The organism is Microbacterium sp. 1.5R, from assembly GCF_007667425.1.
Lineage (GTDB): Bacteria > Actinomycetota > Actinomycetes > Actinomycetales > Microbacteriaceae > Microbacterium.
Genome location: NZ_VDRC01000001.1, coordinates 817977 through 830899, shown reverse-complemented (window position 1 = coordinate 830899; position 12923 = coordinate 817977). Strand labels below are relative to the sequence as shown.

Below are 12923 nucleotides of genomic sequence, written 5' to 3'. Positions count from 1 at the left end.
TCGCCGCGGTGTTCGCTCTCGCGGGGCGCGGGGCGCGGGGCGCGGGGCGCGGGGCGCGGGGCGAGGGTCGCGCGCGGCGCGGGGCGAGGGTCGTGTGTCGCCCGGTGGGTTTCGTCGCGGGAGGGAAGAGGGGCGTCGGCGGGCGGGAGATCCGGTACGGGAGGGTACGGGACGGCGCGCAGGGGGTTGAGCGAACACTGAACACGTGTTAGGTTTTCGCGAATCGGAGCGCTGCGATCTGCGGCGCCGTTCTCGACGAGGAGACACGATGAAACGGTGGATGAGCGCAGCGGCGGCGGCCGGACTGGTCGTCGCGGGACTCGCGGTCGCCGGCCCCGCGATCGCGGGCGGCGACGGCGACGGACTCGGCGGTGGCCGTGGCGAAGGTAACAGCAACGCCCACGGCGGAGGCGGCGGTCACGGAGGCGGCGGACACGGAGGACACGGCGGAGGCGGCGGTCACGGCGGCGGCGGTCACGGTGGCGGCAAGCCCGGTACCGAGGAGCTGAACCGCTGGGCTGTCGACACTTGGCGATCGCTGGACGCGATGACCGACGAGGCGACGGGCCTGCCGTCCGACAACGTCGCCGGCGATCTGCAGACGCCGGGCGCCTACACCTCGCCGACGAACATCGGCGGATACCTGTGGTCGACGGTCACGGCGCGAGACCTCGGCATCATCGACGATGGCGAGGCGCACGAGCGTCTGTCCACGACCCTCGACACCCTCGCCGGACTGGAGCGGAACGACGCCAGCGGGATGTTCTACAACTGGTATTCGCCGACCACGGGGGAGAAGCTCACGACCTGGCCCGACTCGGGCGACCCCGTGCACCCCTTCCTCAGCACGGTCGACAACGGGTGGCTCGCCGCATCCCTGCGCATCGTCCGCGAGGCCGAGCCCGACCTCGCGGAGCAGGCCGACGCGCTGTACGACTCCATGGACTTCGCGTCGTTCTTCGACCCGGCCGGTGCCGCCGGCCTCCCCGCCGGCACGAACCGCGGCGGCTTCTGGGATGCGGCTCCGCCGGACTGCAGCGTCGAGGCACCGATGTACAACGGCTCGGGCGAGACGGCGTACTACACATGCCATCACTACGACACGACCGTGAGCGAGAGCCGTATCGCGACCTACCTCGGCATCGCCAACGGGCAGATCCCCGCCACAGCGCTGTCCGGCACGCACCGTACCATGCCTCCCGGCTGCGATTGGGCCTGGCAGGAGCAGCTCCCGCAGGGCGAGTACCGCACGTACGACGGCATCGAGGTCTGGGAGGGCGCCTACCAGTACGGCGGCATGTCGTTCGTCCCGAGCTGGGGCGGCAGCATGTTCGAGTCGTTGATGCCCGACCTGCTCGTGCCCGAGACGAAGTGGGGCCCGACCTCGTGGAAGCTCAACCACCCGATCACGGTCGCCGTGCAGAAGCAGCACGGTCTCGACGAGGCGGGCTACGGGTACTGGGGCTTCTCCCCGGCGAGCGATCCCTTCGGCGGATACGCCGAGTACGGCGTCGACATCGCAGGCATGCGGTCGGATGGGTACACCTCGGATGCCGAGAAGACCGACGTCGACATCGATCGCCCCGGATGCTCGACCGGCACGAACCCCGACCCCGAGTTCGGCGACGGCGTCGTGACCCCGCACGCCGCGTTCCTCGCGCTGCCCTACGACCGCGCGGGTGCGCTGCAGAACCTCGAGGGCATCGAGCAGGATCTCGGAGCCTACGGTTCGGGCGGCTTCTACGACGCGGTCGCCGTGCACAGCGGCACCATCGCCGAGCGCTATCTGTCGCTCGACCAATCGATGATCATGGCCGCGATCGGCAACGAGCTGACGAAAGATACACTCAAGGACTACTTCGTGGACCGTGAGATGGAGCAGCGTCTGCGGCCCGCGATGACGCAGCAGGTATTCGGCTCGTCGTGGGGAGCGGGGCACGGCCACGGCGGCTGAGCCCCCCGCGTCGGGGGACGGGAGCGGGCAGTGAGCACGGATCAGCAGCCGGTCGCCGGGCGTGGACGCCGCGGGCCCTACGCGGCGGGCCAGGCCCGGCGGCAGGCGATCGTCGACGAAGCGCTCGCGGTGTTCTCCCGCACGGGGTTCCATGGCGGGTCTCTGCGGGAGATCGCGAAGCGCGTCGGCGTGACGCCCGCCGGCCTGCTGCACCACTTCGCCGACAAGGAGGAGCTCTTCGCCGAGGTGCTGCACCAGCGCGACGCGAAGGTGCGCGCGGCGGCGGGAGACCCCGCTGAGCACACGCTGCTCGAACAGGCGACCCGCGTCGTCGCCTACAACCAGACCTCCCGCGGGCTCACCTCGCTGTACGCGATCGTGTCGGCCGAGGCGACGGACCCCGACCATCCGTCGCACGCCGAGTTCGCCGCGCGCTATCGCGACCGGGCGGCCGAGGCGGAGGAGATCCTGCGCCGCGGACAGGAGGACGGCGAGGTGCGGGCCGACATCGACCCCGCCCGGGCGGCGCGGTTGATCAGCGCGGTGATGGACGGCATCCAACTGCAATGGCTGCTCGACGACTCCGTCGACATGGTGACCCTCTTCGAGGAGTTCGTGGGGCGGTATCTCAACTCGGCTCGCGGCACGGACGGCTGACGGCTCGCGGCACGGACGGCTGACGATTGCCCGCGCGGCTGGCGGAACGGCATCCGTGCGTCAGCCGGGCGGGGGATCGCCAGCCATCCGACCCCATCCGTCCAGGATCGCCAGCCATCCGGCCCCATCCGTCCGGGATCGCCAGCCATCCGGCCCCATCCGTCCGGAATCGCCAGCCATCCGGCCCCATCCGGCGGCGAGGGATGCCGGCGTCAGTCCCGCGCCGTCTGCAGCAGCGCCCACAGCTCGGCGCGCGCGGGGAACGATGAGAGGTCGGCGCTGAGCAGCGTCCCCGCCTGCGCGATGCGCGACCGCAGGGTATGCCGGTGCACGCCGAGTGCTGTCGCAGACGGCTCCGCCTTCGCGTCGTGCTCGAGCCAGACCCGCAGCGTCCGCTCCAGCTCGCCCCCCGAACGGGCATCGTTCTCGCGCAGCGGTGCGAGGCGGGACTCCGCGAGCAGGCGGGCCTCGTCGGTCGCGAGCGCGCCGAGGATGCTGGCGCTCGCCGTGTCGGCATAGCGGTGCACTCCGGCATCCGTCTGCCGGTGCAGGGCCGCGACGGCCTGGGCGTGCGCGCGCGAGAAGGAGTCGTACGACTCCGATCCCGATGCGCCGATGCGGATGCCGAAGCGCTCGGCCGCCTCGTCGAGCAGCGCTTCGTCGACGGCCGACACGCACAGCGTGACACCGTCGTCGGACTCGGCGACGAAGGACGCCGTGCCCTCGTCCGTGCGGCGTCGATCCCACCAGTCGGTCAGCGGGCCGGCGGGAGCGTCGGCCGCGACGGCAACCACGATCGGAGCAGGAGGCAGCGAGCCGAGCACCCGCCGGGCGAGCGCGGGGTCGTCGCCCTGCAGTGACGAGAGCAGCTGCGAGTGCAGGCGCCGCCGACTGCGGGCGAGCTGATCGCTCTGCTCGAGGGCGAGGCCGGCCATCGCGATGACCGAGGTCACGACGGTGCGCGCCTCGGGGTCGAGCCCGTCGATGCCGAGCGCGATGACCCCGCGCAGACGGCCGCCTCGTCCGATCGTGAACAGCATGAAGGAGCGCTCGCCGGCCGTGAGCGACTGCCCGGCCTCGAGTCCGCGCGTCAGCACCTCGGCGACGTGCTGCCCGAGCACCGCCTGCGCCGAGTCCGCGAGTTCGTCGCGCGGCTGCGAGGACTGCAGTGCTCCCGACGCGTCGTACATCCCGACCCAGACGCCCAGGCGGCGCCCGAGCTCGGCGAGGGTGGCGTCGAGCCCGCGGGGTCGGAGGGCGGCGAGGGCGAGTGCGCGCTGCGTGTCCAGCGCCCACGAGCGCCGCGCGTACGCCTGAGCGGCGATCGCCTCGGAGTGCGCACGCGCCACGGCGATGAACGGCGTGCGGTAGGGGACCTCGAAGAGCGGCATCCCCCTCCGGGCGCACGCGGCGACAAGTTCGTCGGGGATGCCGGCTCGATGCACCTCGGTGCCGAAGCCGAGACCGCGGACGCCGCGGTCGGCGAGTCGATCGACATAGACGTCGATCGACGTGTCGGCGTCGAACTGGACGCCCGTCGTCAGCAGGGCGAGGTCCTCGGCGAGGAACGGGGTCGGGTCGGCGAGGTCGGAGCTGTGCACCCAGCGAAGGGCGTGCCCCAGGGCGTCGCCAGGCAGGTCCTCTCGATCGGAGACGAGTCGCAGGCCGAGATCGCGGCGACGCAGCAGCGCCTGCAGCGTCGGCTCGTCGGCGATCTCCATCCGCTCCTCCTCTCGCGTCACAGGGATGTACGATGCGGCGAATCCCTCGGTCAGATTGTACAGCCCGGCGAATGCAGGGGTGTCGATCGCGGTCGTACGCTCGCGACATGGCTCTCCTCGACACCGACACCGCGACCGTTCCCCTCGGCGGACCCGACCTCCCCCAGGAGCGTCGCCTGGTCACCGAGCTCCCCGGGCCCCGCTCGGCCGAGATCCTCGCCCGCAAGGCCGAGGCCGTACCGGCCGGCGTCGGCCACACCGTGCCCGTCGCGGCGGTCGCCGCAGGCGGAGGCGTCGTCGTCGACGCCGACGGCAACTCGCTCATCGACCTCGGATCCGGCATCGCCGTGACCACCGTCGGCAACGCGCACCCGAAGATCGCCGCGGCCGTCGCAGCTCAAGCAGCGCAGTTCACGCACACCTGCTTCATGATCTCGCCGTACGAGTCGTACATCGAGGTCGCCGAGGCGCTCAACCGCCTCACGCCCGGCGACTTCGCCAAGAAGAGCGCCCTGTTCAACTCCGGGGCGGAGGCCGTCGAGAACGCAATCAAGATCGCTCGCAAGCACACCGGTCGCCAGGCCGTCGTCGCGTTCGACCACGGCTACCACGGCCGCACCAACCTCACCATGGCGCTCACCGCCAAGTCGATGCCGTACAAGAGCGGGTTCGGCCCGTTCGCGCCCGAGGTCTACCGCGCGCCGATGTCGTACCCGTACCGCGACGGACTGAGCGGCCCCGAGGCGGCAGCCCGCGTCATCCTGCAGCTCGAGAAGCAGGTCGGCGCCGACAACCTCGCCGCCGTCATCATCGAGCCCATCCAGGGCGAGGGCGGCTTCATCGTGCCCGCCGAGGGCTTCCTCCCCGCGATCCTCGACTGGTGCCGCGCGAACGGCGTGGTCTTCATCGCCGACGAGGTGCAGACGGGCTTCGCCCGCACCGGCCACATGTTCGCGAGCGAGATCTTCGGCATCGAGCCCGACCTCATCACCACCGCCAAGGGCATCGCCGGCGGCCTGCCCCTGGCCGCGGTCACCGGCCGCGCCGAGATCATGGACGCCTCGCACGCGGGCGGCCTCGGCGGCACCTACGGCGGCAACCCGATCGCCTGCGCCGCGGCGCTCGCCGCGATCGACGTGTTCGAGAACGACGGCGTGATCGAGCGCGCCCAGGAGATCGGCGAGATCCTCACCCGGCGCCTCGCGACGCTGCAGCAGGGCGACGCCCGCATCGGCGACATCCGCGGACACGGCGCGATGATCGCCGCCGAGTTCGTCGACCCCGACACCCAGGCTCCGGACGCCGCGCTCACGGCGGCCGTCGCCAAGGCCGCGATCGCGAAGGGTGTGATCGTGCTCACCTGCGGGACGTACGGCAACGTCATCCGCTTCCTGCCGCCGCTGTCGATCGGCGACGACCTGCTGAACGAGGGCCTCGACGTCATCGCCGAGGTGCTCGCGTCGGCCTGAACCACGGCCGCCGAGGCGGCTGGAACACACGTCCGGCCGCGACTCGTATCGGGGGATTTCGAGTCGCGGCCGGCAACCTTTCCCACGAAGGAGAAGCAGATGGCTGAGATCACCCGTGACGTGCTGATCGTCGGAGCCGGAGCCGCAGGGCTCACCGCGGCGAACGACCTGCGCAAGGCCGGCCTGTCGGTCGCCGTGCTGGAGGCCCGCGACCGCGTCGGCGGCCGCCTGTGGACCGACGTGATCGACGGCGCCATGCTCGAGCTCGGCGGCCAATGGGTCTCGCCCGACCAGGATGCGCTGAAGGACACGATCGACGAACTCGGCCTCGAGACGTACAGCCGCTACCGCGAGGGCGACAGCGTGTACGTCGGCCCCGACGGTCAGGTGCATCGGTTCACGGGGGAGATGTTCCCCGTCTCGCCCGAGACCGAGCGGGTCATCGCCGAGATCACCGAGCGCCTCGACGCGATGGTCGCGCAGATCGACCCCGACCGCCCGTGGGAGCACCCGCAGGCGAAGGAATGGGACAGCGTCACCTGGGACGCCTGGCTGCGTCAGCAGACCGACGACGACGAGGCCGTGCGCAACCTGGCGTTCGCCACGGGGTCTGCGATGCTCACCAAGCCGACGCACACGTTCTCGCTGTTGCAGTCGCTGCTCATGGCGGCATCCGCGGGGTCGTACTCGAACCTCGTCGACGCCGACTTCATCCTCGACAAGCGCGTCGCCGGCGGCCTGCAGCAGGTGCCGATCCTGCTCGCCGAACGGCTCGGCGACGATGTGCTGCTGAACCAGCCGGTCCGCACGCTCGAGTGGGGCGCCGACGGCGTCACCGCCACCACCGACGAGCTCACCGTGCGGGCCCGGTACGCGATCCTCGCGCACGCACCCGTGCTGTACGACCGGATCTCGTTCGTTCCGCCGCTGCCCCGTCGCCAGCACCAGATGCACCAGCACCTGTCGATGGGCTTCGTCATCAAGGTGCACGCGGTCTACGAGACCCCGTTCTGGCGCGAGCAGGGTCTCAGCGGCACCGCCTTCAGCCCCTACGAGCTCGCGCACGAGGCTTACGACAACACCAACCACGGCGACGACCGGGGAACCCTCGTCGGCTTCGTCAGCGATCAGAACGCCGACGATCTGTTCGCCCTCACCGACGAAGAGCGCAGGGAGCGCATCCTCGACTCCCTCTCGCACTACTACGGGTCCGAGGCGAAGAACCCGGTCGTCTACTACGAGAGCGACTGGGGCACGGAGGAGTGGACCCGCGGCGCGTACGCGGCGAGCTTCGACATGGGCGGTCTGCACCGGTACGGCGCCGACCTGCGCACCCCGGTCGGCCCGATCCACTTCGCCTGCAGCGATCTCGCCGGCGCGGGCTTCCAGCACGTCGACGGGGCGATCCGCATGGGTCACCTCGTGGCCTCGAACATCGTCGAGTCGACGAGGGATGCGGGCGAGACGGCCGAGGTCGGCTGATGAGCGGCTCGATCGTCGTCGGCTACACGGCGACGGATGCCGGGGCGGACGCCGCCGCGCTGGGCGCTCGGCTCGCGCGGAGCCTCGGCGCGGTGCTGCGCCTCGTCATCGTGCTGCCGTCGGAGGGGACGCGCAACGCCGCCGTCGCCCCCGAGCGGGCGTACGAGGATCACCTCCGTCGTCAGGCGACGCAGTGGCTCGAGGAGGCCGTCACCGGTCTGCCGCAGGAGCTCGTCCGCACGGGGCATGTGCGATTCGGCGAATCGTTCGCCGAGGGGCTGATCGCCGCCGGCGAGGAGTTCGGCGCCCGGCTCATCGTGGTCGGCGCCGCGAACGGCAGCCTGTTCGGGCGTCACCGCCTCGGCAGCGTCGCCTCGGAGCTGCTGCATTCCTCGACCATCCCCGTCGCGTTGGCTCCAGCCGGCACCTCGACCGAGGACGACCACGTCCTGCCTCGGGTGACGGTCGCCGTCGGCACACGCCCCGGCGCGGAGAACCTGCTCGACGAGGCCGCGACCGTCGCGACCGACGCGCACGTCGGTCTGCGCCTCGTCTCCCTCGTGCCCTTCGACGTGCCCCCCGGTCTCGACACCGGGTCGATCCGCATCGTCGGCGACGAGCACTCCCGCGAGGTGCTCGCGGTCGCGTCGACGCTGCTGCCCGACGCCCTCGACGCCACGGTCGAAGAGGCCCCCGGCGACACCGTCGAAGACGCTGTGGCCCACCTGTCGTGGCTCCCCGGCGAGGTGATCCTCGTCGGATCGAGCCGCCTCGCGCAGCCCCGCCGACTCTTCCTCGGCTCGACCGCGGCGAAGATGCTGCACGAGCTTCCCGTCCCCATGATCGTCGTCCCGCGTACGCGCACCGAAGCAGGAGTCCGCTGATGAGCAGCTCGAACCGGGCGACGGAGCCCGCATCCGGTGTGACGACCGGCATCTCGCAGAAGGGCCTCAGCGTCGGCACGGTCGGCGTGATCGGCGCCGTCGTCATCGGCGTCTCCACGATCGCCCCGGCCTACACGCTCACCGCCTCGCTGGGGCCGACCGTCGCGGTCGTCGGCACGCAGGTGCCCGCGATCATCCTCGTCGGCTTCATCCCGATGCTCCTGACGGCGTTCGGCTACCGCGAGCTCAACCGCGAGATGCCCGACTCGGGCACCTCGTTCACGTGGGGCGTCCGCGCCTTCGGCCCGTGGATCGGATGGATGACGGGATGGGGCCTCATCGCTGCCACCGTGATCGTGCTGTCGAACCTCGCGGGCATCGCGGTCGAGTTCCTGTTCCTGCTGATCTCGCAGATCTCGGGCAATCCCGACATCGCCGACCTGGCGTTCAACCCGTTCATCAACGTCGTCGTCTGTCTGCTCTTCATGCTCGGCGCGACGCTGGTGTCGTACCGCGACATGCAGACCACCCAGAAGTTCCAGTACATCCTCGTCGGCTTCCAGGTGCTCGTCCTCGTCGTGTTCGCGGTCGTCGCGATCGTGAAGGCCGTGTCGGGTGACGCCCCTGACCCCACCGCGTTCTCGTGGTCGTGGTTCAACCCGTTCGAGGTGCCCACCTTCAGCGCCTTCGCCGCCGGACTCTCGCTCTCCATCTTCATCTTCTGGGGGTGGGACGTCGTGCTCACCATGAACGAGGAGACCAAGGACCCGGCGAAGACCCCGGGGCGGGCCGCCATGGTCACCGTGTTCGTAGTCGTCAGCCTGTACCTGCTGCTCGCGATCGGCCTCATCATGTTCGCCGGTGTCGGCGAGGGCGAACTGGGCCTCGCCAACGAGGGCATCTCCGCGAACGTGTTCTTCGCGCTGTCCGACCCGATCCTCGGACCGCTCGCGTTCCTCGTGTCGCTCGCCGTGCTGTCGAGCTCGGCCGCGTCGCTGCAGTCCACCGCGGTGGGCCCCGCCCGCACCCTGCTCGCGATGGGTCACTACGGCGCCCTGCCGAAGAAGTTCGCGAAGGTCAGCCCCCGATTCTTCACGCCCGGGTACTCCACGATCGTCTCGGCCGTCGTCGCCTCGGTGTTCTACGCCGTGATGCGGCTCGTCAGCGAGAACGTCCTCACAGACACGATCCTGTCGCTCGGCATGATGATCTGCTTCTACTACGGCCTCACCGCTTTCGCGTGCGTGTGGTACTTCCGCCGGCAGTGGTTCGACTCCGCGCGGAGCTTCTTCTTCACGTTCCTGTTCCCGCTGGTCGGCGGCGCGATCCTCGCCGTGCTGTTCGTCACGACGCTCATCGACTCCATGGATCCCGCCTACGGCAGCGGATCGAGCATCGGCGGCGTCGGGCTCGTGTTCGTGCTCGGCGTCGGCATCATCGTCGTCGGCATCGCCGTGATGATCTGGCAGGCGATCGCACGCCCCGCGTTCTTCCGCGGCGAGACGCTCACCGCCGACGCCCCGCCGAGCCTCCGCCGCCGCTGAACCCGCAGCCGCCGCTGACCCCAGACACCCCGCATCCGTCCCACAGAGAGAGAACCCATGAGCACTCAGACAGAGCAGGCGCTGCTCGACAGCATCCCCACCGGCCTCTTCATCGGCGGCGAGTGGATCGACGGAGAGACCGGCGCGACCCTCGACGTCAAGGACCCCTCGACGGGCGACGTGATCCGCACGATCGCCGACGCGACGCCGGCCGACGGCATCCGCGCCCTCGACGCCGCCGTCGCAGCGCAGGACGCGTGGGCCGCCACCGCGCCGCGCACGCGCAGCGAGATCCTGCGCCGCGCGTTCGACCTCGTGCAGGAGCACAAGGAGGACCTCGCATTGCTCATGACTCTCGAGATGGGCAAGCCGCTCGCCGAGGCCCGCGGCGAGGTCGTCTACGGCGGCGAGTTCCTGCGCTGGTTCAGCGAGGAGGCCGTGCGCATCAGCGGCCGCTACGGTATCAACCCCGAGGGCACCGGCCACATGGTCGTCTCTCAGCGCCCCGTCGGCCCGTCGTTCTTCGTGACGCCGTGGAACTTCCCGTTCGCGATGGCGACCCGCAAGATCGCCCCCGCGCTCGCCGCCGGCTGCACGGTCGTCATCAAGCCCCCGGCGCTCACGCCGCTCACGACCATCTTCTTCACCTCGCTGCTCGAGAAGGCAGGACTGCCTGCGGGCGTCGTCAACGTCGTGCAGACGTCGAAGTCGTCGGCGCTGTCCGCCCCGATCATCGCCGACCCGCGACTGCGCAAGCTGTCGTTCACCGGCTCGACCGAGGTGGGCCGCAAGCTCATCGCCCAGGCTGCCGAGGGCGTGCTGCGCGTCTCGATGGAACTCGGCGGCAACGCGCCGTTCGTCGTGTTCGACGACGCCGACCTCGACAAGGCGGTCGACGGCGCCCTCGCTGCGAAGTTCCGCAACATCGGCCAGGCGTGCACCGCGGCCAACCGGTTCATCGTGCACCAGGACGTGGCTGACGAGTTCGCGAAGCGCGTCACCGACCGCGTCAACGCCATGAAGATCGGCCGCGGCACCGAAGAGGGCGTCGCGATCGGACCGCTCATCGACGAGGATGCCGTGGCGAAGGCCGGCGAACTCGTCGACGACGCCGTCGGGCGCGGCGCGACGCTGCTCGCGGGCGGCAAGGCGCTGGAGGGGACCGGCACCTACTACGAGCCCACCGTGCTCACCGACGTCGTGCCCGGATCGGCGATCCTCCGCGAGGAGATCTTCGGCCCGGTGCTCGCGATCTCGACCTTCACCACCGAGGAGGAGGCCGTTCGGCTCGCCAACGACACCGAGTACGGGCTCGTGTCGTACGTCTTCACCGAGAACCTGCAGCGCGGTCAGCGGATGATCGACGGACTGGAGACCGGCATGATGGGGCTCAACGTGGGCGTCGTGTCGAACGCGGCTGCACCCTTCGGCGGCGTCAAGCAGTCGGGCGTCGGCCGCGAGGGCGGGTTCGAGGGCATCCACGAGTACCTGTCCACCAAGTACACCCTGATCCCGGTCTCCTGACTCACCCCATCGGTCGTTGAGCGGACGAAGCGAGACGAAACGCGGTCACCACGTTTCGTCTCGCGGCTTCGCTCCTCGCTCAACGACCGAGTACATCGAAAGGACGCAGAACATGACCGACTACGCCGTCATCAACCCCGCCACCGGAGAGACGCTGAAGTCCTTCGACACGTTCACGGATGCGCAGATCGACGCGGCTGTCGCGGCCGCCGACACCGCGCATCGCGAATGGTCGCGCTCGTCGACCGTGGCCGAGCGCGCGGCGCTCATCCGTCGCATGGCCGAGCTGCACCGCGAGCGCCGGGAGGAGCTCGCCGACGTGTTCGTGCGCGAGATGGGCAAGCCCCGCGAGGCCGCGCTCGGAGAGGTCGACTTCGCCGCCGACATCGCCGAGTACTACGCGGATCAGGCAGAGGCGATCATGGCCGACCAGCCGATCGACATCCTCGGCGACGGGTCGGCGGTCATCCGCCGCTCGTCGCTCGGACCGCTCGTCGGCATCATGCCGTGGAACTTCCCCGCCTACCAGATCGTGCGCTTCGCGGCACCGAACCTCATCGTCGGCAACACGATCCTGCTGAAGCCCGCACCGCAGTGCCCCGAGTCGTCGAACGCGATCGCCGAGATCTACCGCGACGCGGGCTTCCCGGAGGGCGCGTATCAGAACGTGCTCGCGACGAACGACCAGATCGCCGCGATGATCGCCGACCCGCGCGTGCAGGGCGTGTCGCTCACCGGCTCGGAGCGCGCCGGCGCGGCCGTCGCCGAGATCGCCGGACGGAACCTCAAGAAGGTCGCGCTGGAGCTCGGGGGATCCGACCCGTTCATCGTCCTGTCGACGGACGATCTCGACGCGACGGTGCAGGCCGGGGTCGACGCCCGCCTCGACAACAACGGCCAGGCGTGCAACGGCGCCAAGCGCTTCATCATCGTCGACGGCCTGTACGACGCGTTCGTCGAGAAGTTCACGGCGGCGATGGCGGCGGTCGAGGCGACCGACCCCATGCTCGACGACACCGTGCTCGGGCCCGTCTCGTCGGAGACCGCCGCCGAGAACCTGCAGAAGCAGATCGACACGGCAGTCGAGCAGGGGGCGACGCTGCTCATAGGCGGCACCCGCGACGGGGCGTTCTTCGCGCCGACGGTGCTCGCCGACGTCACGCCCGAGATGGACGTGTACCGCGAGGAGCTCTTCGGCCCGGCGGCGGTCGTCTACCGCGTCGCCGACGAGGACGCGGCGGTCGCGCTCGCCAACGACACCACGTTCGGCCTCGGCTCGTACGTCTTCACGACCGACGCCGAGCAGGCCGAGCGCGTGGCCGACCGGATCGAGGCCGGCATGGTCTACGTGAACCTCGTGCTGGCCGACAGCCCCGAGCTGCCGTTCGGCGGCATCAAGCGCAGCGGCACGGCCCGCGAGCTCGGTCACCTCGCGGCCGACGAGTTCGTCAACAAGAAGCTGATCCGCATCGGCTGACGCGGACGGGGAGGGGCGGATGCCGCGGCATCCGCCCCTCTCTCGTGTCTGCGGCGTGCGTGCGGGCAGGAGATGTGCGCGTGCCCAGGACGGATGCCGGGATCGGGTCCTTCCGTGGCGCAACAGTCCTTCGCAGGCGTACGGCGTTCGGGCGGGCCCGGCACGGCGTGCGTGCGGGCAGGAGATGTGCGCGTGCGCATGGCGGATGCCG

9 protein-coding genes are annotated in these 12923 nt (G+C 70.5%); 8 read left to right on the top strand and 1 reads right to left on the bottom strand.

Annotation, left to right across the window (positions count from 1 at the left end; translation table 11 throughout):
- Positions 1-268: 268 nt before the first annotated feature.
- Entirely contained in the window at positions 269-1954 is a 1686-nt protein-coding gene (locus tag FSY98_RS04110) for a glucoamylase family protein (protein ID WP_396652321.1), read from the top strand.
- Between the two features lie 30 nt (positions 1955-1984).
- Positions 1985-2611, top strand: coding sequence for a TetR/AcrR family transcriptional regulator (locus tag FSY98_RS04105; protein ID WP_144874219.1), 627 nt, complete (start codon positions 1985-1987; stop codon positions 2609-2611).
- 212 nt (positions 2612-2823) lie between these two features.
- Here the strand turns inward: FSY98_RS04105 and FSY98_RS04100 are convergent, their stop codons facing one another.
- Entirely contained in the window at positions 2824-4332 is a 1509-nt protein-coding gene (locus FSY98_RS04100) for a PucR family transcriptional regulator (protein ID WP_144874217.1), read from the bottom strand.
- A gap of 107 nt (positions 4333-4439) precedes the next feature.
- Here FSY98_RS04100 and gabT point away from each other — a divergent pair, with 107 nt between their 5' ends.
- The 6 genes from gabT (at position 4440) to FSY98_RS04070 (ending at position 12712) form a co-directional block, all read left to right on the top strand.
- Complete coding sequence (gabT, locus tag FSY98_RS04095) at positions 4440-5801, top strand: 4-aminobutyrate--2-oxoglutarate transaminase (RefSeq protein ID WP_186307535.1); 1362 nt, start codon at positions 4440-4442, stop codon at positions 5799-5801.
- A 99-nt stretch (positions 5802-5900) separates the two neighbouring features.
- On the top strand, positions 5901-7283 hold the full coding sequence (locus tag FSY98_RS04090; RefSeq protein WP_144874213.1) for an NAD(P)/FAD-dependent oxidoreductase: 1383 nt from the start codon (positions 5901-5903) through the stop codon (positions 7281-7283).
- Positions 7283-8167 (top strand): universal stress protein, encoded by an 885-nt coding sequence (locus FSY98_RS04085; protein WP_144874211.1) that lies wholly within the window; start codon positions 7283-7285, stop codon positions 8165-8167. Before FSY98_RS04090 ends, FSY98_RS04085 begins: the two co-directional genes overlap by 1 nt.
- Positions 8167-9711, top strand: coding sequence for an APC family permease (locus tag FSY98_RS04080; protein ID WP_144874209.1), 1545 nt, complete (start codon positions 8167-8169; stop codon positions 9709-9711). The genes FSY98_RS04085 and FSY98_RS04080 overlap by 1 nt, the downstream gene beginning before the upstream one ends.
- A gap of 57 nt (positions 9712-9768) precedes the next feature.
- Positions 9769-11235, top strand: coding sequence for an NAD-dependent succinate-semialdehyde dehydrogenase (locus FSY98_RS04075; protein WP_144874207.1), 1467 nt, complete (start codon positions 9769-9771; stop codon positions 11233-11235).
- Between the two features lie 112 nt (positions 11236-11347).
- Positions 11348-12712, top strand: coding sequence for an NAD-dependent succinate-semialdehyde dehydrogenase (locus FSY98_RS04070; protein ID WP_144874205.1), 1365 nt, complete (start codon positions 11348-11350; stop codon positions 12710-12712).
- Positions 12713-12923 lie beyond the last annotated feature (211 nt).

Coding starts and splice junctions, on each gene's coding strand:
- FSY98_RS04085 (WP_144874211.1), top strand. CDS start 7,283: ATGAGCGGCTCGATCGTCGTCGGCTACACGGCGACGGATGCCGGGGCG.
- FSY98_RS04070 (WP_144874205.1), top strand. CDS start 11,348: ATGACCGACTACGCCGTCATCAACCCCGCCACCGGAGAGACGCTGAAG.
- FSY98_RS04100 (WP_144874217.1), bottom strand. CDS start 4,332: ATGGAGATCGCCGACGAGCCGACGCTGCAGGCGCTGCTGCGTCGCCGC.
- FSY98_RS04110 (WP_396652321.1), top strand. CDS start 269: ATGAAACGGTGGATGAGCGCAGCGGCGGCGGCCGGACTGGTCGTCGCG.
- gabT (WP_186307535.1), top strand. CDS start 4,440: ATGGCTCTCCTCGACACCGACACCGCGACCGTTCCCCTCGGCGGACCC.
- FSY98_RS04090 (WP_144874213.1), top strand. CDS start 5,901: ATGGCTGAGATCACCCGTGACGTGCTGATCGTCGGAGCCGGAGCCGCA.
- FSY98_RS04075 (WP_144874207.1), top strand. CDS start 9,769: ATGAGCACTCAGACAGAGCAGGCGCTGCTCGACAGCATCCCCACCGGC.
- FSY98_RS04080 (WP_144874209.1), top strand. CDS start 8,167: ATGAGCAGCTCGAACCGGGCGACGGAGCCCGCATCCGGTGTGACGACC.